At 69.0% G+C, this 25,663-nt stretch carries 25 protein-coding genes and 1 pseudogene; 15 read left to right on the top strand and 11 right to left on the bottom strand.

What is annotated here, in order from left to right; genetic code table 11:
* From HOQ08_RS05745 to HOQ08_RS05735, 3 genes and pseudogenes are all read left to right on the top strand, one after another.
* Window positions 1-542, top strand: a pseudogene (locus HOQ08_RS05745) (hypothetical protein); the annotation flags it as partial.
* Window positions 539-1,291, top strand: a complete 753-nt coding sequence (gene rlmB / locus HOQ08_RS05740) for a 23S rRNA (guanosine(2251)-2'-O)-methyltransferase RlmB (RefSeq protein WP_291192419.1) — start codon at window positions 539-541, stop codon at window positions 1,289-1,291. The pseudogene HOQ08_RS05745 and the gene rlmB, both read left to right, overlap by 4 nt.
* The gene (locus HOQ08_RS05735; protein ID WP_291192418.1) at window positions 1,288-1,563 is read left to right on the top strand and encodes a hypothetical protein; all 276 of its coding nucleotides are present in this window, start codon (window positions 1,288-1,290) and stop codon (window positions 1,561-1,563) included. Before rlmB ends, HOQ08_RS05735 begins: the two co-directional genes overlap by 4 nt.
* A gap of 42 nt (window positions 1,564-1,605) precedes the next feature.
* Here the strand turns inward: HOQ08_RS05735 and phoU are convergent, their stop codons facing one another.
* From phoU to rnt, 6 genes are all read right to left on the bottom strand, one after another.
* Complete coding sequence (phoU, locus tag HOQ08_RS05730; protein WP_291192417.1) at window positions 1,606-2,328, bottom strand: phosphate signaling complex protein PhoU; 723 nt, start codon at window positions 2,326-2,328, stop codon at window positions 1,606-1,608.
* Between the two features lie 119 nt (window positions 2,329-2,447).
* Entirely contained in the window at window positions 2,448-3,218 is a 771-nt protein-coding gene (pstB, locus tag HOQ08_RS05725) for a phosphate ABC transporter ATP-binding protein PstB (protein WP_291192420.1), read from the bottom strand.
* Window positions 3,219-3,243: 25 nt separating this feature from the next.
* A complete protein-coding gene (gene pstA, locus HOQ08_RS05720) occupies window positions 3,244-4,107 on the bottom strand; it encodes a phosphate ABC transporter permease PstA (RefSeq protein WP_291192416.1) in 864 nt (287 codons plus the stop codon).
* Window positions 4,107-5,117, bottom strand: coding sequence for a phosphate ABC transporter permease subunit PstC (pstC, locus tag HOQ08_RS05715; RefSeq protein WP_291192415.1), 1,011 nt, complete (start codon window positions 5,115-5,117; stop codon window positions 4,107-4,109). The genes pstA and pstC overlap by 1 nt, the downstream gene beginning before the upstream one ends.
* Before the next feature lie 259 nt (window positions 5,118-5,376).
* Window positions 5,377-6,414, bottom strand: a complete 1,038-nt coding sequence (gene pstS, locus HOQ08_RS05710; RefSeq protein WP_291192414.1) for a phosphate ABC transporter substrate-binding protein PstS — start codon at window positions 6,412-6,414, stop codon at window positions 5,377-5,379.
* Between the two features lie 133 nt (window positions 6,415-6,547).
* The gene (rnt, locus tag HOQ08_RS05705; protein WP_291192413.1) at window positions 6,548-7,207 is read right to left on the bottom strand and encodes a ribonuclease T; all 660 of its coding nucleotides are present in this window, start codon (window positions 7,205-7,207) and stop codon (window positions 6,548-6,550) included.
* A gap of 174 nt (window positions 7,208-7,381) precedes the next feature.
* Here rnt and HOQ08_RS05700 point away from each other — a divergent pair, with 174 nt between their 5' ends.
* The 3 genes from HOQ08_RS05700 (at window position 7,382) to HOQ08_RS05690 (ending at window position 10,124) form a co-directional block, all read left to right on the top strand.
* Window positions 7,382-8,638: a porin gene (locus HOQ08_RS05700; RefSeq protein WP_291192412.1), complete on the top strand. Its 1,257-nt coding sequence runs from the start codon at window positions 7,382-7,384 to the stop codon at window positions 8,636-8,638.
* Between the two features lie 223 nt (window positions 8,639-8,861).
* Window positions 8,862-9,290, top strand: a complete 429-nt coding sequence (locus HOQ08_RS05695) for a TIGR01244 family sulfur transferase (RefSeq protein WP_291192411.1) — start codon at window positions 8,862-8,864, stop codon at window positions 9,288-9,290.
* A 45-nt stretch (window positions 9,291-9,335) separates the two neighbouring features.
* Window positions 9,336-10,124 (top strand): sulfite exporter TauE/SafE family protein, encoded by a 789-nt coding sequence (locus HOQ08_RS05690; RefSeq protein WP_291192410.1) that lies wholly within the window; start codon window positions 9,336-9,338, stop codon window positions 10,122-10,124.
* 39 nt (window positions 10,125-10,163) lie between these two features.
* On the opposite strand, the gene nth is transcribed toward HOQ08_RS05690, so the two are convergent.
* Genes nth through metG form a run of 3 tightly spaced genes read right to left on the bottom strand, consistent with a single transcriptional unit; the run spans window position 10,164 to window position 13,521 of the window.
* Entirely contained in the window at window positions 10,164-10,799 is a 636-nt protein-coding gene (nth, locus tag HOQ08_RS05685; RefSeq protein WP_291192409.1) for an endonuclease III, read from the bottom strand.
* The gene (locus tag HOQ08_RS05680) at window positions 10,796-11,413 is read right to left on the bottom strand and encodes an RnfABCDGE type electron transport complex subunit B (RefSeq protein WP_291192408.1); all 618 of its coding nucleotides are present in this window, start codon (window positions 11,411-11,413) and stop codon (window positions 10,796-10,798) included. Before HOQ08_RS05680 ends, nth begins: the two co-directional genes overlap by 4 nt.
* Window positions 11,414-11,436: 23 nt before the next feature.
* Window positions 11,437-13,521 (bottom strand): methionine--tRNA ligase, encoded by a 2,085-nt coding sequence (gene metG, locus HOQ08_RS05675; RefSeq protein ID WP_291192407.1) that lies wholly within the window; start codon window positions 13,519-13,521, stop codon window positions 11,437-11,439.
* Window positions 13,522-13,719: 198 nt separating this feature from the next.
* Here metG and panD point away from each other — a divergent pair, with 198 nt between their 5' ends.
* Both panD and pgi read left to right on the top strand, forming a co-directional pair.
* Complete coding sequence (gene panD, locus HOQ08_RS05670; RefSeq protein WP_291192406.1) at window positions 13,720-14,106, top strand: aspartate 1-decarboxylase; 387 nt, start codon at window positions 13,720-13,722, stop codon at window positions 14,104-14,106.
* 145 nt (window positions 14,107-14,251) lie between these two features.
* Window positions 14,252-15,880 carry a glucose-6-phosphate isomerase gene (pgi, locus tag HOQ08_RS05665; RefSeq protein WP_291192405.1) on the top strand — a complete coding sequence of 543 codons (1,629 nt, stop codon included), beginning with the start codon at window positions 14,252-14,254 and terminating at the stop codon, window positions 15,878-15,880.
* 13 nt (window positions 15,881-15,893) lie between these two features.
* Here pgi and queG read toward each other — a convergent pair whose 3' ends face one another.
* Window positions 15,894-16,967, bottom strand: coding sequence for a tRNA epoxyqueuosine(34) reductase QueG (gene queG / locus HOQ08_RS05660; RefSeq protein ID WP_291192404.1), 1,074 nt, complete (start codon window positions 16,965-16,967; stop codon window positions 15,894-15,896).
* Between the two features lie 54 nt (window positions 16,968-17,021).
* Between queG and HOQ08_RS05655 the strand changes: the two genes are divergently transcribed.
* The 5 genes from HOQ08_RS05655 to HOQ08_RS05635 all read left to right on the top strand — a co-directional run bounded on the left by HOQ08_RS05655 (window position 17,022) and on the right by HOQ08_RS05635 (window position 23,476).
* Window positions 17,022-18,509: an NAD(P)H-hydrate dehydratase gene (locus tag HOQ08_RS05655; RefSeq protein ID WP_291192403.1), complete on the top strand. Its 1,488-nt coding sequence runs from the start codon at window positions 17,022-17,024 to the stop codon at window positions 18,507-18,509.
* Entirely contained in the window at window positions 18,506-18,958 is a 453-nt protein-coding gene (gene tsaE / locus HOQ08_RS05650; protein ID WP_291192402.1) for a tRNA (adenosine(37)-N6)-threonylcarbamoyltransferase complex ATPase subunit type 1 TsaE, read from the top strand. Before HOQ08_RS05655 ends, tsaE begins: the two co-directional genes overlap by 4 nt.
* 166 nt (window positions 18,959-19,124) lie before the next feature.
* On the top strand, window positions 19,125-20,603 hold the full coding sequence (locus HOQ08_RS05645) for an N-acetylmuramoyl-L-alanine amidase (RefSeq protein ID WP_291192401.1): 1,479 nt from the start codon (window positions 19,125-19,127) through the stop codon (window positions 20,601-20,603).
* Between the two features lie 77 nt (window positions 20,604-20,680).
* Window positions 20,681-22,483 (top strand): DNA mismatch repair endonuclease MutL, encoded by a 1,803-nt coding sequence (mutL, locus tag HOQ08_RS05640; protein ID WP_291192400.1) that lies wholly within the window; start codon window positions 20,681-20,683, stop codon window positions 22,481-22,483.
* 78 nt (window positions 22,484-22,561) lie between these two features.
* Entirely contained in the window at window positions 22,562-23,476 is a 915-nt protein-coding gene (locus HOQ08_RS05635; RefSeq protein ID WP_291192399.1) for a DUF1684 domain-containing protein, read from the top strand.
* Between the two features lie 14 nt (window positions 23,477-23,490).
* Here HOQ08_RS05635 and HOQ08_RS05630 read toward each other — a convergent pair whose 3' ends face one another.
* Entirely contained in the window at window positions 23,491-24,273 is a 783-nt protein-coding gene (locus tag HOQ08_RS05630; RefSeq protein ID WP_291192398.1) for an enoyl-CoA hydratase-related protein, read from the bottom strand.
* A 149-nt stretch (window positions 24,274-24,422) separates the two neighbouring features.
* Between HOQ08_RS05630 and HOQ08_RS05625 the strand changes: the two genes are divergently transcribed.
* Together HOQ08_RS05625 and HOQ08_RS05620 are read left to right on the top strand one after the other, a co-directional pair.
* Entirely contained in the window at window positions 24,423-25,133 is a 711-nt protein-coding gene (locus HOQ08_RS05625; protein WP_291192397.1) for an FKBP-type peptidyl-prolyl cis-trans isomerase, read from the top strand.
* Window positions 25,134-25,330: 197 nt separating this feature from the next.
* A complete protein-coding gene (locus tag HOQ08_RS05620) occupies window positions 25,331-25,519 on the top strand; it encodes a DUF1289 domain-containing protein (RefSeq protein WP_291192396.1) in 189 nt (62 codons plus the stop codon).
* Window positions 25,520-25,663 lie beyond the last annotated feature (144 nt).

The raw sequence follows: 25,663 nt of genomic DNA, 5'->3' as shown, positions 1-25,663 counted from the left end.
ACTTCCTGCTGGTTCCGCGGCGCGCCGCGGCGGCGCCGCCGGCCGGCTCGCGCAGGGCCTACGATTACAGCGCTGCCGGCGAGCGCTATTCGCTGCCCAGGCCGGCTGCGAAGCCGCCCGGCTTTCTCGGTCGCGTCGCGGAGGCCGCGGGGCGCGCGTTCGGGCGCGGCGCACCCACGCGCAAGGAAACCGAGCCAGCGAAGCCCGCGCCAGGCGATAATCGCGCGCTGCGAACCAAGGCCGCGAAACTGGCCTCCGAGACCATCGGGCGCCAGGCGATCCCGTCCGCTTCGGCCGGGCGGCCGAAGGCCCGCACCCTGGCCACCAAGCTTGCCTCGGAGGCCATCGGCCGTCCCGCGCTGCCGTCCGAAGCCAGGCCGGGAGCCGCAGGCGGCAAGGGCCGGCGCGGCGAGGGCCGGGGCGGCGTTGAGGCCAAAGGCAGCCATGCCTCGGCGGCCAAGGTTGCAGGCAAGCGCAAAGCAACGCCTGGGGCCACCGCCAAGCGGCCGGGGCGTCAACGCAAACCAAAGGGCAAGGCATGAGCGAAAGCTGGATCGTCGGCATCAACCCGGTCGAAGGGGCACTGGCCAACGATGCCTCGCGTGTGCGCGAGCTGCTGGTGGACATCGCCACGGCGCAACGCAACGCGCGCATCAAGGAACTCGTCGACCAGGCCCGTGCCCACCACATTCCGGTGCACCATCGCCCGCGCGAACAGCTGGACAAGCTGGCGGGGCAGGCGCGCCACCAGGGCATCGTGGCGCTGTACGAGCCGCCGCCGATGACGCACGAAGACCAGCTGGCCGGGCTGATCGGACGCGACGGGCTGGAAACGCTGGTACTGGTGCTGGACGGCGTGACCGATCCGCACAACCTCGGCGCCTGCCTGCGTTCGGCGGCGGCGGCGAAGGCCACCGCGGTGATCGTGCCGAAGGATCGCGCGGTGGGCCTCACGCCGGTGGTGCGCCGCGCCTCGGCCGGCGGCGCCGACCGCGTGCCGCTGGTGGCGGTGACCAACCTGGCGCGCACGCTGCGCGAGCTCAAGGACGCCGGCGTGTGGATCACCGGCCTGGCCGGCGACACGGAGACCTCGGTCTACGACGTCGACTTCCGCGGCCCGGTCGCGCTGGTGCTGGGCAGCGAGGGCGAGGGCATGCGGCGGCTCACCCGCGAGCTCTGCGATTTCGTGGCCATGATCCCGATGCCGGGCGCGATGGAAAGCCTCAACGTCTCCGTCGCCGCGGGAGTGGTGCTGTTCGAAGCGTTGCGCCAACGAGGAGCCAGGCGATGAGCACGCTGCATTGGTACGACTGGGCCGGTTTCGCCGGCGTGGTGCTGGTGCTGCTGGCGTTCCTGCTGCTGCAGGCGCACAGGCTGCACGGCAACGGACTGGCCTACCAGCTGATGAACGTGCTCGGCGCGCTGGGTGTCACCCTGTCGCTGCTGTTTGGCGCCTTCAACGTCTCGGCATTCGCGCTGGAGCTGGCGTGGATGGCGATCGGCATCTTCGGCATCGTGCGCAGCGCGAAGCTGCGGCGCGGCCGGCGCGATCCTCCCGGCTGACGCGCGCGGCATTTCCTCCCGACGTGGAGGGCTTCAGGCCCGTCACTCGCCCAGCTTGGGCATCTCCGGGTTGGACGTGAAGTCGCGCTTGGTGCGCTGCTTGTCCAGCGGTTCGCCGTACACCTGGAACCACAGGTTCTCGGCGATGTTGGTGGCGTGGTCGCCGATGCGCTCGATGTTCTTCGCCATGAACAGAAGATGCGTGCACGGCGTGATGTTTCGCGGGTCTTCCATCATGTAAGTGAGCAGCTGGCGGAAGTAGCCTGTATAGGCCTCGTCCAGCTCGGCGTCGCTCTTCCACACCCGGTAGCCGCGCTCGGCGTCCTGTTCGGCGTACGCGGCCAGCACTTCGCGAACTTCCGCCGCCGCCAGCTTGGCGAGATAGTCCAGGCCGCCGGCGGGACCGACGGGGGCGACCATCGACAGCGGGATCGAGCGCTTGGCCACGTTCGCCGCGTAGTCGCCGATGCGTTCGATGTCGGCGGCGATGCGCAGGGCCGCGAACACGTTGCGCAGGTCGCCGGCCATCGGCGCGCGCAGGGCGAGCAGGCGCACCACGTCGTGGCTGATCTCCTGCTCCAGCGCGTCGATGGCGTCGTCGTTGGCCACCACGCGCTGCGCGGCGCGGTCGTCGCGCCGCTCCACCACGTCGATCGCCGCTTCCAGCTGCGCCGCCGCGAGCTCGCCCATGCGCACGATCTCGCCGGTCAGACGCGCCAGTTCGCTGTCGTAGCTCTTGATGATGTGGTCTTTGCCGATGGTCATGGTCTTGTCTCGTGTTGGTTCCCTCTCCTTGGGGAGAGGGTTAGGGCAGTGCCGGAGCCCGAGGCTCGCCCGAACCCTCACCCAAATCCCTCTCCCGGCGGGGGAAGGGCATCGGAGCGCTAGCCGAATCGCCCGGTGATGTAGTCCTCGGTCTGCTTCTTGCCGGGCTTGGTGAAGATCTTTTCGGTGTTGTCGAACTCGATCAGCTCGCCCAGGTACATGAAGGCGGTCTGGTCGGACACGCGTGCCGCCTGCTGCATGTTGTGGGTGACGATCACGATGGTGAACTGGCTTTTCAGCTCTTCGATGAGCTGCTCGATGCGGCCGGTCGCGATCGGGTCGAGCGCCGACGTAGGTTCGTCCAGCAGCAGCACTTCGGGCTTGAGCGCGATCGCGCGGGCGATGCACAGGCGCTGCTGCTGGCCGCCGGACAGTCCCAGCGCATTCTGCTTCAACTTGTCCTTGACCTCGTCCCACAGGGCGCCGCCGCGCAGCGCCAGCTCCACCCGCGCTTCCATGTCGGCCTTGGACAGCCGCTCGTGGTGGCGGATGCCGTAGGCGACGTTCTCGAAGATGGTCATCGGAAACGGCACCGGCTTCTGGAACACCATGCCGACCTTGCTGCGCAGGCGGTTGAGCGAATAGCGCGGATCGAGGATGTTCTCGCCGTCCAGCTCGATCGAGCCGCTGGCTTTCAGCTTCGGGTAGATGGCGTAGATGCGGTTGAACACCCGCAGCAGCGTGGACTTGCCGCAGCCGGACGGGCCGATGATCGCGGTCACCTGCTTCTCGGGCACGTCCATGCCGATGCCCTTGAGCGCGTGGAAGCCGTCGTAATGGAAATGCAGGTCGCGCACCTTGAGCTTCGGTTCGGCTGCCGGCGGCGCCATCGACGGTGCCAGGGCGAGGGCGGGACTAGTCATGGGACACCTTGCGGGAAAGCAACAGACGGGAGGTCAGGCTCAGCAGCAGCACGAACAGCGTGACCACGAACGCGCCCGCCCAGGCCAGCGCATGCAGGGTGTCGCCCGGATCGTTGGCGTACTGGTAGATCACCTGCGGCAGGCTGGACATCTTGTCCAGCGGGTTGAGCGTCATGAAGTTGTTGCCGAAGGCGGTGAACAGCAGCGGCGCGGTCTCGCCGCTGATGCGCGCCAGCGCCAGCAGCACACCGGTGACGATGCCCGAACGCGCCGCGCGCAGCAGGATCTGCGAGGTCAGCTTCCATTGCGGCACGCCCAGCGAGAGCGCCGCCTCGCGCAGCGTGGAGGGCACCAGCCGCAGCATCTCGTCGGTGGTGCGCACGATCACCGGCAGTGCGATCAGCGCCAGCGCCACGCCGCCGGCGAAACCGGAGAAGGTGGTGTTGCCATGGGTCAGCACCGTACTGGGCAGCACGATGATGGTGTAGACGAACAGGCCCATCACGATCGAGGGCGCCGACAGCAGGATGTCGTTCAAGAAGCGGATGCTCTCGCCCAGCCGCGTGCGGTTGGCGTACTCGGCGAGCCAGGTGCCCGCCAGCACGCCGATCGGCGTGGCGACGGCGATGCCGATCAGGTTGATGATGAGGCTGCCCACCATCGCATTGGACAGGCCGCCCTGGTCGCCGTAGGCGGTGATCTTGGTGAACAGCTTCCAGTCCAGCGCGGCGATGCCCTGGCGCAGCGTGGCCCACAGGATCCAGGCGAGGAAGGCGAGGCCGAACAGGGTCGCGGCAGTGCCCAGCGCGAGCGCGAAGGCGTTGGTGATGCGGCGGCGCAGGTACAGCGTGTCCATCAGCGGCCCTCCCGGCTGGCCAGCCGGCGCAGCATCATCCGCGCGATCAGCAGCACGATGAAGGTCACCACGAACAGCAGGAAGGCCAGCGCCATCAGCGCGGATTTCTGCAGGCCCACCGCCTCGCTGAACTGGTTGGCGATGGTCGAGGCGATCGAGGCGCCCGGATCCAGCAGCGACGAGGACAGTTCCATCGCGTTGCCGAGCACGAAGGTCACCGCCATGGTCTCGCCCAGCGCACGGCCCAGGCCCAGGAAGATGCCGCCGATCACCGCCGAGCGGGTGTAGGGCAGCACGATGTCCCAGACCACTTCCCAGGTGCTCGAGCCCAGCGCATAGGCCGACTCCTTCAGGCGCGTGGGCACCGTCTGGAACACCTCGCGCATCACCGAGGAGATGAACGGGATGATCATGACCGCCAGCACGATGCCGGCGGTGAGAATGCTGGCGCCGAACGGATAGTCGCTGGCGAACATCTTGCCGACGAAGGGCACGTGCGCGGCCACCCACGAGGGATGGCCGTCGTCCGGATTGTTGCCCAGGTAGTTGGTCAGCCAGGGCTTGATGTGTTCGGCGAAGAACGGGGCGAAAATGAAGAGGCCCCACATGCCGTAGATGATCGAGGGGATCCCGGCCAGCAGCTCGATCGCCGAAGCCACCGGCGTACGCAGCCAGCGCGGCGCCACCTCCGACAGGTACAGCGCGATGCCGAAGCTCACCGGCACGGCGATCAGCAGCGCGATGAACGACGTGGCGAGCGTGCCGTAGACCGGCACCAGCGCGCCGTAGTCCTGATTGCCGGGGTCCCAGGCCGAGTTCGCCAGGAAGTGCCAACCGAACGTACCGAACGCCTCGCGACCGCCCCACAGCGTGGCGAAGGCCGCACCGAGCAGCGATGCCAGAACGATCAGCGCGCAGGCCTTCAGCAGGCCGGCGAACAGGCGGTCGTGGCGGGCGTCGCGGGTGGCGCGCTGTTCGGGGATGGCGGTGGCGGCTGGGCTAGTGGACATCAAGAAGGGTCACAAGGGTGGAACGAGGCGTTTGTCGCCTCCCCGGCGGGAAGCCGTCCGAAGGACCGACGGGGCCACCCCGCGAAGAGCGCCCCATCCCTCCCGCGGCACTTCCCCGCGGAGCCGGGGAAAGATCGGGTTTTGCGTTTGTTTTGCGCCCCGCGTGCGCGGGAGGCCTTACGAAGAGCGGATGGGGCATTCCGCGAAGAACGCCCCATCCGCCCGGGGAGAAATCCCCCGCGGAGCGGGGGACGGGAACTCAGTGCTTGTATTCCGAGGCCCAGTAGGCCTCGATCTTCTGCACAAGGTCCTGCGGCAGCGGCACGTAGTCAAGCGCGGAGGCCTGGCTCTGGCCGTTCTCCAGCGCCCACTTGAAGAAGTCGAAGGCAACCTTGCTGTGCTCGGCGTTCTTCGGCTTCTTGTACATGATCACCCAGGTGGTGGCGGTGATCGGCCAGGCGTTGGTGCCCGGGGCGTTGGTCATGATGAGGTTGAAGTCCTTGGCGCTGGCCCAGTCGGCGGTGCCGGCGGCAGCGGCGAAGCTGTTGGCGTTGGGCGAGACCACATTGCCCGCGGCGTTCTTCAGGTCCACCCAGCTGATCTTGTTCTTCACCGCGTAGGCGTATTCGACGTAGCCGATCGAACCCTTGATCTGCTTGACGTACTGCGACACGCCCTCGTTGCCCTTGCCGCCCACGCCGGCCGGCCAGTCCACCGCCGTGCCGAACTTGACCTTCGACGCCCACTCGGTGCTTACCTTGGACAGGTAGTTGGTGAAGTTGAACGAGGTGCCCGAGCCGTCGGAGCGGTGCACCACCGTGATCTTGCCGGCCGGCAGCGTCAGGCCGCTGTTGAGCGCGGCGATCTTCGGATCGTTCCAGTTCTTGATCTTGCCCAGGAAGATGTCGGCCAGGGTGGCGCCGTCGAGCTTGATCTGGCCCGCCTGCACGCCGGCGATGTTGACCACCGGCACGATGCCGCCGACCACCACCGGGAACTGGCCCAGGCCGAACTTCTGCAGGTCCTCGGCCTTCATCGGCGCGTCGGAGGCGCCGAAGTCGATGGTGCCTTCCTTGATCTGCGCGATGCCGGCGCCCGAGCCTACCGACTGGTAGTTGAGCTGGTTGCCGGTCTTTTCGGCATAGGCGGCCGACCATTTGGACAGCACGGGATACACGAAGCTCGAACCGGCACCGGTGATGTCGGTGGCCTGGGCGGTGTTGGCGCCCAGCAGCGTGGCGGCAGCCAGGACGGCGGCCGTACCGAGGCGGGAGACGGTAGTGGTTGCTTTCAACACGGTCAGTCCTCTTGATAGTGTGCGTTGCGGGCGGATTCCCAGCGAGCGCATTGGAGGTCAGGCGTGTTGCAATGAAATGAGATGAACGTTTCAGCCTGATGACAGTGCGCGACCAAGCGTCATCCTGGGCGCGTCAAGACAGCGTCAGACCGACCGGGTCGCGTTCGAGCATTTCCAGCCGGCGCCAGCGGTTTACGATGGCGCAGAACAGTTCCGCGGTGCGCTCGGCGTCGTAGATGGCCGAGTGCGCCTCGCGTCCGTCGAAGGCGTGGCCGGCGGCCTGGACCGCCTTGCTCAGCACGGTCTGCCCATAGGCGAGCCCGCTCAGCGTGGCGGTATCGAAGCAGCTGAAGGGATGGAACGGGTTGCGCTTGTGACCGCAGCGCCGTACCGCCGCGTTGAGGAAGGCCAGGTCGAAGGCGGTATTGTGGCCGACCAGCACCGCGCGCTGGCATTCGCTCTCGCGCATCGCCTGTCGCACCGGCGCGAATACATGGTCCAGCGCCTGGCGCTCGGACAGCGCGCCGCGCAGCGGGTTGTCCGGGTCGATGCCGGTGATCTCGAGCGAGCGCGGGTCGATGCGCGCACCCGGAAAAGGCTCGACATGGGTGAACGCCGGCGGCCGCGGGTGCAGGTAGCCCTCGCCGTCCATCGCCAGCGTCACCACGGCGATCTCCAGCAAGGCGTCCTGCTCGGCATCGAAACCGCCGGTCTCCACATCTACTATCACCGGCATGAAGCCACGGAACCGCTCGCACATGCGGGCGGCTAGACTGTTGCTAAGGTATTCCATCGGTCAAGCATATCAGCGCGTGTGGACGCGCTCATCGATGCGTTGTCTCGGTTCTGTCATGCAACTGGAATGGAACCGTAAAGGCGACGTCGCATCCTGCCGCCCGTCCCTGCTTGGCCATCCAGGATCGAAGGGGGCGGTCGAGTGGTTCCTACCAACAGTGGAGAGAATTACATGCGTTCGAAGATGCTCGTGGTGGCGATCGCCGCCGGTTTGGGCCTGGCAGGCGCCGGTGTGCATGCGGCACCGGCCCCCCAGAATGCGCAGTCGTCGGCTGCGCGCAATGCCGAGGTCGAGCAGCTCAAGGCCCAGCTGGCCGCGTTGCAAGCCAAGGTGGACGAACTGGAACAGCGCACCGATGCGCAGTCCGACATCAACGTGAGCAACGGCCAGAACATCGAGGCCATCCAGAAGGCGCAGGCCTCCAGCAAGTCCTCGCTGGACAAGGCGCTGTCCAACACCACCTTCTCCGGCAAGATGTACTTCGACTTCTCGAACGTCGACCAGAAGAACAGCGACACCGGCAAGACCGACGCCTCCGGCTACGGCATCGACGTCAAGCGCTTCTACCTGGGCGTGGACCACAAGTTCAACGACATCTGGTCGGCCAGCCTCACCACCGATTTCAACTATGTCGCCAACGACGGCGAGACCAACCTGTTCGTCAAGAAGGCCTACGTGCAGGGCAAGTTCGACCAGGCTGCGGTGCTGCGCATCGGTTCGGCGGACATGCCGTGGATCCCGTTCGTCGAGAGCTTCTACGGCTTCCGCTACGTCGAGCCCACCACCACCGATCGCCTGAAGTACGCCAACTCGGCTGACTGGGGCCTGCACCTGGGCGGCGACATCGGCGAGAACAAGTTCGCCAACTATGCGGTGTCCGTGGTCAACGGCGGCGGCTACAAGAATCCCAGCCGCAGCAAGGGCGTGGACGTCGAAGGCCGCGTCGGCTTCGTGCCGTTCGAGGGCATGATCGTCGCTCTCGGTGGCTACAGCGGCCACCTGGGCAAGGAGACGCAGAACATCAGCGCGCCGCACACCGCCCAGCGTGGCGACGTCATGGTGGCCTATGCCGACAAGACCGTGCGCGTGGGTGCCGAATACTTCACCGCCAAGAACTGGGGCAACCTGGTGATGAGCCCGGTGTCGGACAAGGCCAACGGCTATTCGCTGTGGGGTTCGGTGGCGCTCACCGACGAACTGGCGCTGTTTGCCCGCTACGACAACGCCAAGCTCAGCAGGGACATCGACCGCCAGTCCAAGGACGTCTACTACAACCTCGGTCTGCAGTACCAGGTGACCAAGGGCTTCAAGCTCGCCGGCGTGTGGAAGCACGAGAAGGCGGACCACTCGGTCACCACGCCGGTGCCGCCGCATGTGCAGAACGTCAAGACGAACGAGATCGGCGTGTTCGGCGAGGTCGCGTTCTAAGCAGCTACTGCATCGGCGCTTTTTTTGAACAATCCTTCACGCGGGGCATGGATGATTGCTTCGCGTCAAGGAGCGGTTATCGGAAGGGAGTTCTACCCAGGGATGGACGACGGCGGGCCGCAAGCCCGCCGTTATTTTTTTGGGGCCGCCATGGACCGGCTTCGCATGGAGCGCACGCGGCGGTACTGCTATTGTCCGCTCGGTTCCGCCGGAGGCCGCCGCCATGCCCACCATCCGCCAGCTCACCACCCAGGTCAGCGTCGCGCCGCAAATCCGGCCCGAGGAACTCGAGGCCATTGCTGCCGCCGGCTTCCGCAGCGTGATCAACAATCGTCCCGACCACGAAGCGGACGACCAGCCCGACGCCGCGGCACTGGCCGAAGCCGCGGCCCGGCAGGATCTGGCGTACCGCCATATCCCCGTGGTGCCGGGCCAGTACGAAAGGGCCACGATCGAGGCGATGGCCCGAGCGCTGCAGGAAATGCCGCCGCCGGTGCTGGCGTTCTGCCGTACCGGCACGCGTTCGACCTCGCTGTGGGCCTTGCAGGCCGCCCGGCATACCGGCGTGGAAGAACTGCTGCGGATCGCGGGCGAGGCAGGCTACGACCTGGCCGGTCTTGCGCCGCGGCTGCAGGCGGAGCGGGGCGCCTGACGCGATGATCCTCGTCGGCGCATCGGGTCGGCAAGAGGTGGCCGCATGAGCCCGTCGCCCGAAGTCGGCGAGTTGCTGGCAGTGCTGTGCGGCTCCGCCGTGGGCTTCTCGCTCGCGCTGATCGGCGGCGGCGGCTCGATCCTGGCCACGCCGTTGCTGCTCTATGTCGTCGGCGTGCGCGATCCGCACATGGCCATCGGCACCAGTGCCCTGGCGGTATCGGCAAACGCCTTCGCCAACCTTTGGCCGCACGCACGCTCCGGCCATGTTCGCTGGCGCGCGGCGTTCGTGTTCGCCCCTGCTGGCGTAGTTGGCGCCTGGCTGGGTTCCAGCGTGGGCAAGGCGATCGATGGCCACCGCCTGCTCGCGCTGTTCGCGCTGCTGATGCTACTGGTGGCGTTCCTGATGCTGCGCGGGCGCCGCGGCGGCGGCCCGGATCGCTATCCCTTGCCCAACGCCGCGCCGAGGCTGGGGGCGGTGGGCCTGGCCGCGGGCGGCCTGTCGGGGTTCTTCGGCATCGGCGGCGGCTTTCTGATCGTGCCGGGGCTGATGTTCGCCAGCGGCATGGAGATCATCAACGCGATCGGTACCTCGCTGTTCTCGGTCGGTGCCTTCGCGCTGACCACGGCGGGCAACTACGCCGCCTCGGGCCTGGTCGAATGGCGCATCGCGATCGAGTTCATCGGCGGCGGCGTGATCGGCGGCTGGCTCGGCGCGCTCGGTGCGCACCGGCTCTCCCGCACGCGCGGCGCCCTCAACGTGGTGTTCGCCTGCGTGATCGTGCTCGTGGCGATCTACATGCTCTACCGCTCGGCGCAGGCATTGCAGGGGTAAGGGCTCGCCGGATTCCCCTGCAGACGGGTGGGAGCTGTCCTATGGCGGCGTCTTGTGCCTGTACTGGCACAGGTCGCGGATCGGGCAGACCGGGCACTCCGGCTTGCGTGCCTTGCAGACGTAGCGGCCGTGCAGGATCAGCCAGTGGTGTGCGTCCTTCTTGAACTCGGCCGGCACCACCTTTTCCAGCTTGTCCTCGACCGCGCGCACGTCCTTGCCCGGCGCGAGGCCCGTGCGGTTGGCCACGCGGAAGATGTGCGTGTCCACCGCGATGGTGGGCTCGCCGAAGGCGGTGTTGAGCACCACGTTGGCGGTCTTGCGGCCCACACCCGGCAGGGCCTCCAGCGCCTCGCGCGTGCGCGGCACCTCGCCGCCGTGCTGCTCGACCAGGATACGGCAGAGAGCGATCACGTTCTTCGCCTTGGCGTTGTACAGGCCGATCGTGCTGATATAGCGCTTGAGGCCTTCCTCGCCCAACGCCAGGATCGCCTGCGGCGTGTTGGCGACCGGGTAGAGCTTGCGCGTGGCCTTGTTGACGCCGACGTCGGTCGCCTGCGCGGAGAGCACCACGGCGACCAGCAGCTCGAACGGCGTGCGGTATTCGAGCTCGGTGGTGGGATGCGGGTTGAGTTCGCGCAGGCGCGTGAACAGCTCGGCCACGTCGGCGCGCTTCATGCCCCGGAACCTTGTTTCGCACGGGCACGGGCCAGCGCGGCAAGCACGGGATTCTGCGGTGTGGCCGGCGTATCCACGGCCGCCTTGCGGGCGGCCAGTTCGGCGTCGCGTTCGACGCGTTCGCGCGCCAGGCGCGCTTCGCGGCGCTGGAAGTGCGCGCGGGCGGCGTCGGCATGGACCGGGCTTTCGATCTGGGCGGGCGGCATCGGGATGAGCTCGATGCAGTCGACGGGGCAGGCCGGTACGCACAGCTCGCAGCCGGTGCACTGGTCGGGCATGACCGTGTGCATCAGCTTGGCGGCGCCGACGATGGCGTCCACCGGGCAGGCCTGGATGCATTTGGTGCAGCCGATGCAGTCGGCCTCGACGATGCGCGCGAGCGTGCGCGGCTTTTCGACGCCATGCGCCAGGTCCAGCGGCAGCACCGGCGTGTCCAGCAGCGCGGCCAGCCGGGCGATGCCCGCCTCGCCGCCGGGTGGGCAGCGATTGACCGGCGCCTCGCTGCGCGCCATCGCCTCGGCATAGGGGCGGCAGCCGTGGAAGCCGCACTGCCCGCACTGCGTCTGCGGCAGCAGGGCGTCGAGGCGATCGGCGAGGGCGGAGCCGGCGGTCATCGGAACATCGGGTGGCCGCAGGCTCAGCGCACCGTGGCGCCAGGGCGGGCGCCTTGGTCGGCATCGAGCAGGAACAGGTCGCCGCCACCTTCGCCGGCGGACAGGATCATGCCTTCGGACAGGCCGAAGCGCATCTTGCGCGGGGCCAGGTTGGCGATGAACACCACGTTGCGGCCGACCAGCTTGTCCGGCTCGCCGTAGGCGGCACGGATGCCCGAGAAGATCTGCCGGGTGCCGAGCGGACCGGCATCCAGCTCGAAGCGCAGCAGCTTGTCCGAGCCCTCCACGAATGCGCAGGCGGTGACCTTGCCGATGCGCAGGTCGAGCCGGGCGAAATCGTCGATGGATACGGTAGCGGGCGTGTCGGTGACGGGCGCGGCAGGTTCGATCATGGGCTGGCGGATTTCCTTGGCGGGCTTGGGCGCGACCGTGGCGACGGGTGCGAGCGATTCCTTGGAGGCCTCGACCATTCCCTCGATGCGCTTGGGATCGATGCGGCCGAGCAGAGGCTCGAACGGGCCGATCGCATGATTGTGCAGTTCCGCACGCGCATCGTCGAAGTTCGCGACGGGCGCGGCGAGGAAGGCCTCGGCAGCGGCGACAGTCGCCGGCAGGATCGGCTTGAGCAGGCCGGCCAGCAGGCGGAACGCGGCGAGGGCGAACGAGCACACCTGGTGCAGCTCGGCGCGGCGCGCTTCGTCCTTGGCCATGGCCCAGGGTGCGGTGGCGGCGATGTGGCCGTTGACCAGGTCCGCCATCAGCACGAAGCGGCGCGTGACCTCGGCGAAGTCGCCGGCGCCGTAGAGCGCGTCGATGCCGTCGTAGTGTTCCAGCAGCGTGTGCCACAGGGCCTGTTCGGCACTTCCGAAGCGAGCGGCCAGGCGGCCGTCGAAGAACTTGTGCACGAAGCCCGCGGTGCGGCTGGCGATGTTCACCCATTTGCCGACCAGGTGCGAGTTGACGCGCTCCTCGAAGGCCTTCAGGTCCAGGTCCACGTCCACCGGGGCGTCGTCCAGCATGCTGGCGAAGTAGTAGCGCAGGAATTCCGGGTTGAGGCCGGCGTCCAGGTAGGTGCGTGCCTGGATGAAGGTGCCGCGCGACTTGGACATCTTGGCGCCGTTGACCGTCAGGTAGCCGTTGACGTGCAGCGCCGTGGGCGTGCGGAAGCCTGCGCCATGCAGCATCGCCGGCCAGAACAGGCCGTGGAAGTTGATGATGTCCTTGCCGATGAAGTGGTGCATCTCGGCGCCGCTGGAGGGCGCCAGGAAATCGTCGAATCTCATTCCCGTGCGGTCGCACAGCGCCTTGAAGCTGGCCAGGTAGCCGACCGGCGCGTCCAGCCAGACGTAGAAGAACTTGCCCGGCGCGTCGGGGATCGGAAAGCCGAAGTAGGGCGCGTCGCGCGAGATGTCCCAGTCCTTCAGGCCGCCGTCCAGCCACTCGCGCAGCTTGGCCGCGACGCCGGCGTTGGCGACGGGCTTGCCGCCCGTGTAGCGGCCGGCGAACCAGTCGCGCAGCAGCGCCTCGAACTTGGACAGCTCGAAGAAGTAGTGCTCCGAATCGCGCAGCACGGGTGCCGCGCCCGAGACCACCGAATAGGGTTCCAGCAGGTCCGTCGGCGCGTAGGTGGCGCCGCAGTTCTCGCAGTTGTCGCCGTACTGGTCGCTCGTGCCGCAGCGCGGGCAGGTGCCCTTGATGTAGCGGTCCGGCAGGAACATCTCCTTTTCCGGGTCGAACAACTGCTTGATGTCGCGACGCGCGATGAACCCGCCGTCGCGCAGGCGCGTGTAGATCAGCGTGGCAAGCTCGCGGTTCTCTGCCGAATGGGTCGAGTGGTAGTGGTCGAAGGCCACGCCGAAGGCCGCGAAATCGGCCTCGTGGCCTGCGCGCACGCCCTCGATGAAGGCCTCCGGCGTCATGCCGGCCTTCTGCGCGGCCAGCATGATCGGCGTGCCGTGGGCGTCGTCCGCGCACACGTACACCACCTCGTTCCCGGCCATGCGCTGCGCCCGCACCCAGATGTCGGCCTGGATGTAGCCCAGCAGGTGGCCCAGGTGCAGCGGGCCGTTGGCGTAGGGCAGGGCGTTGGTGACGAGGAGGCGGCTCATGGGCACGGGGCGTTGCGGGAGGATCGCGCATTATGGCACGCGTTCCCGGCGCGACCGGCGGTTCGGATGGCCGAACGGCGCGGTTTCCGGTTCGTTCCCCGCTGCGGAACAATGGCGGATGCAGGCGATGTTGCGATGCAGCGTCGCCGGTTCGATAATGCGGTTTCGCAGGCTGTTCCTGCCGGAAATACATCTGTCATGCAACTGAACATGCTCAAGGCCAAGATCCACCGTGCCACGGTGACCCACGCCGAATTGCACTACGAGGGCTCGATCGCGATCGACGGTCTGTTGCTGGATGCCTCCGGCATCCGCGAGTACGAGCAGATCCACGCGTGGAACGTCAACAGCGGGCAGCGCTTCGTGACCTATGCGCTGCGCGCCGAGGAAGGCTCCGGGATCATCTCGGTCAACGGCAGCGCCGCGCGCAGCGCGCAGGCGGGCGACTTGGTCATCATCGCCGCCTTCGTGCAGCTGAGCGAGGCGGAGCTGGAGAAGTTCCAGCCGACGCTGGTGTACGTCGACGCGGCCAACCGCATCTCGCACACCAACCGCTCCATCCCCAAGCAGATGGCCGCGGCCTGATCGCGATGACCATAGGGTGGGCTTCAGTCCACCGTGGCGGTGCCGTGGAGCAGCGGTGGGCTGAGCCCACCCTACGCCGTCAGACGTGTTACTCACGCGTGCTCAGCTTAAGATGCAAGGCTTCCCCTAGCCAGCGCGTCTGCCCATGCCAGCCCACGTCCCGACGTACGCCTCGCTGTTTGCCGACCACGCCCGCCGTCTTTCGCAGACTCACCTGCGCACGCTGATCGCCGATCCGGCGCGCGGCGCGCGGCTGCGCCATCGCGCCGGGCCGCTGCTGCTCGACCTGAGCCGGCAGAAGCTCGACGTGCCGGCGCTCGATGCACTCGGCGCGCAACTGGAAGCTAGCGGCTGGCAGGCGGCCCGCGACGCGATGTTCGCCGGCGAGGCGATCAACACCTCCGAGGGGCGCGCCGTGCTGCACACGGCGCTGCGCGCGGCCGGTTCGGGCCTGCCGTCGCCGGCGCCGTCCCAGGCGCGGCAGGAGATCGAAGCCACCCTGCAACGCATCGGCGAACTGGTCGACGCCATCCAGCGCGGCGAACAGGCGGCGCTAAGCCTGCCGGACAGCGTGACCGACGTGGTCAACATCGGCATCGGCGGTTCCGACCTCGGCCCGCGCCTGGCGGTCGCTGCGCTTGCGCCATTCCGCACGCCGCGCCTGCGCAGCCACTTCCTCACCAACGTCGACGGCCAGGCCGCGTTCGACTTGATCGGCCGGCTGGACCCCAAAACCACGCTGGTGGTGATGGTCTCCAAGACCTTCACCACGCAGGAGACCCTGCTCAACGGAAACGTGCTGCGCAGCTGGATTTCGGATGCCTGCGGCGGCGACGAGCGCGCAGTGGCCCGGCACTTCCTCGCCGTCAGCGCGAACACCGAGGTGGCCGGCAGCTGGGGCGTGCCGCTCAGGCAGATCTTCCCGATGTGGGACTTCGTCGGCGGACGCTATTCGTTGTGGTCGGCGGTCGGCTTGTCGCTGGCACTGGCGATCGGCATGGAGGGGTTCCGCGCGGTGCTCGCCGGTGGCGCGCGGATGGACGACCACTTCCGCAGCGCGCCCTGGCAGGAGAACCTGCCTGCCCTGCTGGCGCTCGCCGAGATCTGGAACCGCGACGTGCTGGGCCATCCCACGCGCGCCGTGGTGCCCTACGCGGACCTGCTCGGCGACCTGCCGAGCTACCTGCAGCAGCTGGAGATGGAAAGCCTGGGCAAGTCGGTGACGCCGCAAGGCGCGCCGGTCGGCCAGCCGACCGTGCCGGTGGTGTGGGGCAGCGTGGGCACCAACGCGCAGCACGCCTATTTCCAGGCGCTGCACCAGGGCACCGAGGTGGTGCCGCTGGACCTGATCGGCATCGTCAACCCGGCGCACCCGCTGCAAGGCAACCACGACGCGCTGCTGTCCAACCTGCTCGCGCAGGCGGCGGCGCTGGCACTGGGCAAGACCTTCGACGAGGCGCTGGCCGAGAACCCCGCCGGCGGCCGCGAGCTGGCCGCGCAGCGCACGTTCCCCGGCGATCGTCCCAGCTCGGTGCTGCTGCTCGATGCGCTCACGCCGGAAAGTTTCGGCGCGCTGATCGCGCTGTACGAGCACAAGGTGTTCCTGCTCGGCCACCTGTGGGGCATCAACGCGTTCGACCAGTGGGGCGTGGAGCTGGGCAAGAGCATCGCGCGGCAGATCCTGCCCGCGCTGCGCGGCGAGGCCTCGGACGTGCCGCCGCTGGATGCGGCGACCTGCGCGCTGATCGGCGCGATCCAGCAGCGCCGCGCCTGATCCTTGGCCTACCCTACAAGGGCGGCTCCGCGTGCCGGGCGAGCGCCCAGGCGACGTGCTCGCGCACGACGGGCGAGGAATCGTCCTGGCGTGCGCGCAGTGCGTCGACCACTTCGGCGCTCGACGGCGCATTGCCCAGCGCCACCGCAATGTTGCGCAACCAACCCTCGTAGCCGGTGCGGCGGATCGCCATGCCTTCGGTGCGACGCAAAAATTCCTCCTCGCTCCAGCCGAACAGCTCCACCAGCTTCGCCCCGTCGAGGCTGTGCCGAGGTGCGAAATCGGGTTCGGTGGCGTCCTGCGCGAACTTGTTCCAGGGGCAGACCAGCTGGCAGTCGTCGCAGCCGAAGATGCGATTGCCCATCGGCGCGCGCAGTTCTTCCGGGATCGAGCCTTTCAGCTCGATAGTGAGGTAGGAAATGCAGCGGCGCGCGTCCAGCCGGTAAGGCCCGAGGATCGCCTGGGTCGGGCAGACGTCGATGCAGCGCGTGCACGTGCCGCAATGCGCCGTGGCGGGCGCGTCGACCGGCAACGGCAGGTCGGTGTAGAGCTCGCCGAGGAAGAAATACGAGCCGGCATCGCGGTTGATCAGCACCGTATGCTTGCCGATCCAGCCCAGTCCGGCATTGCGCGCGAGAGCTTTCTCCAGCACCGGAGCGGAGTCGACATAGGCGCGGTGACCGAACTCGCCGACGGCGCCGCGGATGCGCCCGGCCAGCTTCTGCAGACGGTTGCGCATCAGCTTGTGGTAGTCGCGGCCCAGCGCGTAGCGCGCCACGTAGCCGACCTCGCCATCGGCGAGCGTGCCCCAGGCATGGCGGGTGCCGGGTGCGCGGTAGTCCATGCGCACCGAGATCACCCGCAGCGTACCCGGCTCCAGTTCAGCCGGGCGGCTGCGGCGGGTGCCGTGGCGGGCCATGTAGTCCATCTCGCCGTGATGGCCTTCGCCCAGCCAGCGCTCCAGGTGCGCCTCGTCCTCGGCAAGTTCGACGCCGCTGATGGCTGCCTGTGCGAAGCCCAGCTCGCGCGCCCACTGCTTGATGTCGCGGGCGAGCGCGGCGTAGTCGGAGGAAGGGGGTGTAGCCATGGCGCCATTGTAGGTGGCGGCACCGCTGCGGGACGCGCCCATATAATCGGCCCGATGACCTCGCCGCACTGCCACGCCCTCTACACCGTCGCCCAGGTGCGCATGCTCGACCGGCGTGCGATCGAGGACCTGGGCATTCCCGGTTACGAATTGATGCGCCGCGCTGCGGCCGCAGCCTTCGCCGGCCTGCGCCGGTGCTGGCCGCAGGCGCAGCGCATCGCGGTGTACTGCGGCCCGGGCAACAACGGCGGCGACGGTTTCCTGCTGGCGCTGCTCGCCCGCGAGGCGGGGCTGGCCGTCGAAGCGCTCACGCTGGCGGATGCCTCCGGTGAGGGCGACGCGGTGCGTGCGCGCGACGCCTGCAGGCAGGGCGGCGTACCCGTGCGGCGCTGGGATGAAACGTCCGCGCTGCCGGAAGCGGACGTGCACGTCGACGCGCTCTCTGGCACCGGTCTGGATCGTCCGCCGCAGCCGCTGGCGGCTGCCCTGATCGAACGCATCAACGCCAGTGGCGCGCCGGTACTGGCGCTGGACGTGCCCTCGGGCCTGAACGCCGATACCGGCCAATGCCCAGGCGTCGCGGTGAGGGCTGCGCTCACGGTGACCTTCATTGCCGCCAAGCGCGGTCTGCATACCGGCCAGGCGGCCGCCTGCACCGGACGCATCGAGCTTGCCACGCTCGGGTTGCCCGAGAGCCTCTGGCAGGCATCGCCGCCGGACGCGCATCTGCTCGAATCCGCCTGCCTGCCACCGCGTCCGCGCAATGTGCACAAGGGCCACAACGGCCACGTGCTCGCCATCGGTGGCGACCATGGCACCGCCGGAGCGATCCGCCTTTGCGGCGAGGCGGCGCTGCGCGGGGGTGCCGGCCTGGTCAGCGTGGCGACGCAGCCGGAGCACCTGATGGCGCTCAACGCGGCACGTCCCGAGTTGATGGCGCACGCGGTCGGCGGTCCACAGGCGCTGGAGCCGCTGCTCGGACGAGCCAGCGTGCTGGCGGTCGGCCCGGGCCTGGGGCAGGGCGCCTGGGGCCATGCCTTGTGGCTGACCGCGCTGGACAGCCGTCAGCCCTTGGTGCTCGATGCCGACGGCCTGAACCTGCTGGCCGCCGAGCCGCGCCGTTTCGATACAGCGCGGCAGGTCGTGCTCACGCCGCATCCGGGCGAAGCCGCGCGCTTGCTGGGTTGCCTGGTGGCCGAGGTCGAGCGCGACCGCTTCGCCGCCTCGCGTGCGCTGGCACAGCGCTTTGGAGCAGTAACGGCGCTCAAGGGAGCCGGCTCGCTGATCGCCCATCCGGACGGACGTCTGGACGTCTGTCCGTGGGGCAACCCCGGCATGGCCTCCGGCGGCATGGGCGACCTGCTCACCGGCCTGGTCGCCGCGTTGCTGGCGCAGGGCTGCTCAGCCTGGGATGCGGCCCGCGTGGGCGTCGGCCTGCATGCACGCGCCGGTGACGACGCCGCGCGCGGAGGCGAGCGCGGCCTGATCGCCAGCGACCTGCTGCCGCCGCTGCGCCGCCTGCTCAACGGACTGGATGCATGAGCTGCTGGACCCTACCCGACGAAACCGCCACCACGGCGCTGGCGCAGCGTTTCGCCGCGGCTATCGACGGCGGCCTGGTGCTCTACCTGCATGGTGATCTGGGTGCCGGCAAGACCAGCTTCGCCCGCGCCCTGCTCACGGCGCTGGGCGTGGGCGAACGGGTCAAGAGCCCGACCTACAGCCTGGTCGAATCCTATCGGGCGGGGGGGCTGGTGGCCTGGCATCTGGACCTGTACCGCATCGCCGATCCGGGCGAGCTGGAGTGGCTGGGCCTGGTTGCCTTGGGCGATCCTTCCGCGCTGGTGCTGGTGGAGTGGCCCGAGCGTGGCGCCGGGGCCCTGCCGGCGCCGGACCTGATCCTGCATCTGGAGCACGCCGGCGGCGGGCGCCTCGCCCGCGCCGAGCCTCGAGGCGCCCGCGGCGAGGCCGTCCTGGCGCGGCTGCGCTAAATCTAAACCTATGTTTAGAAAGAAAAAAACCTGGCGCCGACCGTGCGGTTGAAGAGCATGCCCGCGGAAGACACCTTGAGCATCCGTGACAAATGCCGCGCAGGTTATGGATATTCAAAGGAAAAACCCTTGCAATCGCATTTTTGCTGGGGTTCAATGCTGCGCCATGACACGTACGCTCGCGCGCCTGGGTAGGCTCGGCTTGGTGGCCCTCGCCGCCGTGCTGCCGTTGCGTCTCGCATGGGCGGCCGACGTGCAGGCCGCACGCGTCTGGGCCGGCCCCGAATACACCCGCGTGGTGTTCGACCTGTCCGGCCCGGTCGACTACAAGCTCAGCCGCGACGGCGACGCGGTTGCGCTCGAGCTGCACGACGGCAACCTGGCCAGGGACTTCGACGCCCCGGTGGCCAGCGGCCTCTTCAGGGGCCTGGACAGCCGCCGGTCCGGCAATGTGTTGCAACTGCTGGCGCGCACCAAGGCGGGGGCGAAGCCGAAGACCTTCCTGCTCAAGCCCGCGGCCGACCGCGGCTACCGGCTGGTGCTCGACCTGTATCCGGGCGCCGGCGCCGCCACGACAACCGCAACCGCCAAGTCGAATGACGACGATCGCGCCGGCTCGCTGGCCGGCATCAAGCCGACCAGCAGCGTGGGCAAGGCGGCGAAGCAGGCGGCCGCGCTGCTCGGCGGCGAGCGCAAGGTGATCGTGGCGGTGGATGCCGGCCACGGCGGCAAGGATCCCGGTTCGCACGGTCCGGGCGGCACGCTGGAGAAGAACGTGACGCTCGCGGTCGCGCGCGTGCTGGCCGACGAGATCAACCGGCAACCGGGCATGAAGGCCGTGCTGACCCGCGACGGCGACTATTTCATCCCGCTCAAGCGTCGCTTCCAGATCGCGCGCGAGCAGAACGCGGACATGTTCGTCTCGGTGCACGCGGACGCCTTCACCAGTGGCGATGCGCGCGGCTCCTCGGTCTGGGTGCTGTCGCCGCGCGGCAAGACCTCCGAAGCGGCGCGCTGGCTGGCTGACCGCGAGAACCGCGCCGACCTGATCGGCGGCGTCTCGCTGGACGACAAGGACGACAGTCTCGCCGCGGTGCTGCTGGACCTGCAGCAGGGCTACGCCATCCAGGCGAGCGAGGCCATCGCCGGCAACGTGCTCAAGGCGCTGGGCCAGCTCGGCCCGACCCATCGCGGCTATGTCGAACACGCCAACTTCGTGGTGCTGCGCTCGCCCGACGTGCCCTCGATCCTGGTCGAGACCGCGTTCATCAGCAACCCGGCCGAGGAACGCAAGCTGCGCGATCCGGCGCACCAGCGCCAGCTGGCCGCCGCGGTGACCGGCGGCGTGCGCAACTATTTCGAATCCACCCCGCCGCCGGGCACCTGGTTCGCGGCGCAGGCCATGCGCCGCAACGGCACGCTGGCGGAGGCCGCGAGGCCCGCGCCGGCAAAGGCTGCGACGGCGGATGCCCGTGTGGTGCGCGCCGACGCCGACGTGCGCGACCTGCACCGCGTCGAGCGCGGCGAAAGCCTGGGCACCATCGCCCGCCAGTACGGCATCAGCGTGCGCGCGATCAAGAGCGCCAACCGCATGAGCAGCGACGCCGTGCAGGTGGGCGCGGTGCTGGCGATTCCGGCCGGCTGACGCGCCGTTTCTCTCCCGGCGTGCCGTCGGGCGCCCGACAGGCGACATTCGCCACGCATGCCCTTTAAGCTTGCGGGATGCCCGTCATCCGCCAGCTTCCCCCCGACCTCATCAACCAGATCGCCGCCGGCGAGGTGATCGAGCGGCCTTCCTCGGTGGTCAAGGAGCTGGTCGAGAACAGCCTGGACGCCGGCGCCACGCGCATCGAGGTGGACATCGAGCAGGGCGGCGCGCGGCTGATCCGCGTGCGCGACGACGGCGGCGGCATCGCACCGGACGACCTGCCGCTGGCGGTGGCCTCGCACGCGACCAGCAAGATCGGCAGCTTCGAGGACCTGGAACATGTCGCCAGCATGGGTTTTCGCGGCGAGGCATTGGCTTCGGTCGCCTCGGTGGCGCGCTTCGCGCTGACCTCGCGCACGCGGGGCGGCGACAGCGCGTTCCGGCTGGAGGTCGACGGCGGGCGCATGCAGCCGGTGCGGCCGGCGCAACACCCGACGGGCACCAGCGTCGAGGTGCGCGACCTGTTCTTCAACGTGCCGGCGCGACGGAAGTTCCTGCGCGCCGAGCGCACCGAGTTCGCGCACATCGACGACCTGCTCAAGTCGCTGTCGCTGGCGCGCCGCACGGTGGAGTTCCGCCTGAGCCACAACGGCAAGCCGCTGCGCCTGTTCAAGGCCTGCGGCGACGATGCGTCCGCACTGGCGCGCGTGGCCGAGGTGCTGGGCGAGAACTTCCCGGCGCAGAGCCTGCATGTCGAGCACGCCGCCGCCGGGATGCGCCTGTCCGGCTGGGTCGGCCTGCCGACCGCCTCGCGCGCGCAGGCCGACGGCCAGTATTTCTACGTCAACGGTCGGCTGGTGCGCGACCGCGTGGTGGCGCATGCGGTGCGCCAGGCCTATGCCGACGTGCTGTTCCACGGCCGCCACCCCGCCTTCGTGCTGTACCTGGAACTGGATCCGGCCGGCGTCGACGTGAACGTGCATCCGGCCAAGCACGAGGTGCGTTTCCGCGAGCAGCGGCTGGTGCACGACTTCCTGTTCCGCAGCCTGCACGAGGCGCTGGCGCAGACGCGCGCGGGGCTTGCGCAGCCCGAGCCGATGCCGGTGGTCGCGGCACCCGCTCCCACATTCGCCTATGCGGCATCCGGTGCCGCGCGCGCCGGCCAGTTCAGCCAGAGCCGGCTGGCGCTGGGCACGCGCGAGGAGCCGCTGGCCGGCTACGCCGCGCTGCTGGGCGAGCCGCTTGCCGCGATGGCCGCCGCCGCACCGACGCTTGTCGCGGAGGACGGCGAGGCGCCGCCGCTGGGCTTCGCCGTCGCCCAGCTCAAGAGCATCTACATCCTGGCCGAGAACACGCACGGCCTGGTGCTGGTGGACATGCACGCGGCGCACGAGCGCATCACCTACGAGAAGCTCAAGACCGGCCGTGCGTGCAGCAACCTGCGCTCGCAGTTGCTGCTGGTGCCGCTCAACCTGTCGGTGAGCGCGAAGGAGGCCGCCGCCGCCGAGGAACATGCCGAGGCGCTGGCCGACTGGGGCCTGGAGCTCTCGCGCAGCGGTCCGTCGACCGTGGTGGTGCGGCGCATCCCCGCGCTGCTCGAAGGCGCCGACGTCGGCCGGCTCACCATCGACGTGCTGGCCGAGCTCGCGCAGCACGGCAGCTCGCGCCGGCTGCAGGAACTGGAGAACGAACTGCTCTCCACCATGGCCTGCCATGGCTCCGTGCGCGCCGGCCGCCGCCTGACGCTGCCGGAGATGAACGCGCTGCTGCGGGAGATGGAGGCGACCGAGCGTTCGGGCCAGTGCAACCACGGGCGGCCGACCTGGGTGCAGCTTTCGCTCGGCGAGCTCGACCGGCTCTTCTTGCGCGGCCGTTGAAGCGGCACCTCATCGCGCCCGGCGCGGGAGGCTGCCGGCGCTCCTCTATACTCGACTGCCACCCCGCTGGAGAGCCCCATGCTTCGCGCCAGCCTGTTCCTTGCCGCCATCACCCTGGGAGCCGTTGCCGTGCACGCCGCCGATACCGATCCGTACACCCGCCAGATCGAGCAGTGGCGCGCCGACCGCGTGGCGCGGCTGACCGCGCCCGATGGCTGGTTGAGCCTGATCGGGCTGGAATGGCTGCATGAAGGCGCCAACCGCATCGGCAGCGCGGCGGACAACGACATCGTGCTGAAGGCCGGCCCTGCGCACCTGGGTACGCTCACGCTCGCGTCCGACGGCGGCATGCGCATCGCCCTGGACAGGGCCGCCGGCGCCACGGTCGACGGCAAGAACGTCGCCGAGGCGACGCTGGTCGACGACATGCACGCCGGCGCCGGCGGCCCCACCACCGTGCGCTTCGGCAGCGCGAGCTTCTACGTGATCGACCGCGAAGGCCGCAGGGCGCTGCGCGTGAAGGATCCCGGCGCGCCGACGCGCGCGCACTTCGCCGGCATCGATTACTTCCCGATCGATCCGTCCTGGCGCATCGAGGCCGACTGGGTGCCGTTCAAGCCGGCGCACAAGCTGGAGATCGGCTCGGTGATCGGCACCATCGAGGCGGTCGACGTGCCCGGCAAGGCGGTGTTCCAGCGCGACGGCCACAGCTTCGAGCTGCTGCCCTACCAGGAGGAGCCGGGCGGCGAGCTGTTCTTCGTGATCGCCGACCGCACCTCCGGCAAGCAAACCTACGGCGCCGCGCGCTTCTTCTACGCGGCGCTGCCGGCCGGCGGCCTCGCGCAGCCGGGCAAGGTGGTGCTCGACTTCAACCAGGCCTACAACCCGCCCTGCGCCTTCACGCCGTTTGCCACCTGCCCGCTGGCGCCGCCGGAAAACCGGCTGGATCTGGCGGTGACCGCCGGCGAGAAGAAATATGCCGGCGGCCATTGACTCGTAGGTAGGCTTCAACGCCCCTTGAATTGGGCCTTGCGCTTCTCCAGGAACGCATTCGTCCCCTCGCGCATGTCCTCGGTGGCGAAGGCCAGCGCGAAGCCCTGCGTCTCGAACTCCAGGCCCTGGTCCAGCGCCGTCTCGCCGCCTTGCAGCACGGCATCGAGGATGCCCGCGGCGGCCAGCGGCGCGGCCGCGGCGAGCTGGTCGGCCAATGCATCGACCGCCTCGTCCAGCGCCTCGGGTGCCACCACGCGGTTGACGATGCCCAGTTCGTAGGCGCGCTGCGCGCCGATCGGCGCGCCGGTCAGGCACAGCTCCAGCGCGGCGCTGCGGCCGGCCAGGCGCAGCAGGCGCTGGGTGCCGCCGAAGCCGGGGATCAGGCCCAGGTTGATTTCCGGCTGGCCGAACTTGGCCTTCTCGCTGGCCACGCGCAGGTGGCAGGCCATCGCCAGCTCCATGCCGCCGCCCAGCGCGAAGCCCTGGATGCGCGCGACCACCGGTTTGCCCAGCCGCTCGATCGCGCTCATCAGGCGCTGGCCGGTGCGCGAGAAGGATTGCGCCTGCACGCTCGTGTAGCCGTTCATCTCGGCGATATCGGCGCCGGCGACGAAGGCCTTTTCGCCCGCGCCGGTGAGCACCACCGCGCGCACCGCGTCGTCCTGCGCGGCCTGGGTAAAGGCGAGGGTCAGCTCGTTGAGCGTGTCGCGGTTGAGCGCGTTGAGCTTGTCGGGGCGGTTGACGGTGATGACGCGCACCGCGCCGCGGTTGGCGACTTCCAGGTTGCGATAGGCCATGACCGGCGCTCCGAGGCAAGGAAAACGCGCATGGTAGCAGCGGGAACCTTTGTCGCCGCAGGGTTTCCAAGCCACGCGCCGTATGCGGTGCTGCAGTGGGCCGCCGGTGCGCTTAGCATGTCGGTTCCGTCGAAAGCTGGAGGCAAGGCATGACACGACTGGGTGGGCTGGCGCTTGGCATGCTGCTGCTGGGAAGCGTCGTGCATGCGCAGGAGCGCGATGCCGTGCCGACCTCGCAGGTCAAGCTGGACAGGCACAAGCTTTCCTACGCGATCGGCTACCAGATCGGCAGCCAGTTCGCCGGCGGCGATCCGGACGTGGACCTGGCCACCGTGCAGAAGGCGATGGCCGACGCTTACGCCAAGCGCCATCCGGCGGTCTCGATGCAGGACATGCACGACCAGCTCCAGCATCTGGAGCAGCAGATGCATGCCGATGCGGTTGCCGAATACAAACGCATCGCTGCGACCAATGCGCGCAAGAGCGCCGACTACATGGCGCGCAACCGCCAGCGCACAGGCGTGGTGCAGTTGCCCTCGGGCATCCAGTACGCCGTGATCCAGCAGGGCAAGGGCGGCAAGAGTCCCACCGTCACCAGCACGGTGACGGTCAACTACCGCGGCATGCTGGTCGACGGCACGGAGTTCGACAGCTCCTGGGCGCACGGCGCGCCGGTGACCTTCCAGGTCGACAAGGTAATCCCCGGCTGGCAGGACGTGATCCCGCGCATGCACGTGGGCGACCGCTGGAAGGTGGTGATCCCACCGCAACTGGCCTACGGCGAGCGCGGGCAGTTGCCGCGCATCGGCCCGAACGAGGCGCTGGTGTTCGAGATCGAGCTGCTGGATATCGCCAAGTAGCGGGTGGCTTGTCCTTCGACTTCGGCGCCATTCGCCTACGCTCAGGACGAATGGTTGTGGAGGCGCGTGCGGCGCGAACGGTTTGTTGCAGCCGTCTTCTCGGGAGCCGTTCGCGCTGAGCGTAGCCCGCAGGGCGAAGTCGAAGCGCTTGCGCGTGCTCACGGTCGTTCCCCCGTGCATCGGCTAAAATCGTCGGAATGCCGCACGACTCCACACCCCCCGCCGCACCGCTTACCCCCTGCATCGGCATCTGCCGGCTGGACTCTCGCGGCTGGTGCGAAGGTTGCCTGCGCAGCGGCGAGGAGATCGCCCGCTGGCGCGGCATGGACGAGGCCGAACGCCTGCGCTACATGCGCGAGATTCTGCCCGCGCGCGCGAGGGCGTGATGGACGGCATGCCGGACCGCTCGAGCAGGCGCCTGTTCGACGCGCTGCCCGGCGCGCTGCGGCCGCTGGCCGACCCGCCGGCCGCGCCGGGCTGGAACCACGCCCAGATGGCCGATCTGCTCGGCGATGTGCCGCGGCGCCCCG

Source organism: Frateuria sp. (assembly GCF_013362045.1).
Taxonomy (GTDB): Bacteria; Pseudomonadota; Gammaproteobacteria; order Xanthomonadales; family Rhodanobacteraceae; genus Frateuria_A.
Note: the sequence above shows the minus strand (reverse complement) of the source record. Positions and strands in the feature narration are given on the sequence as shown.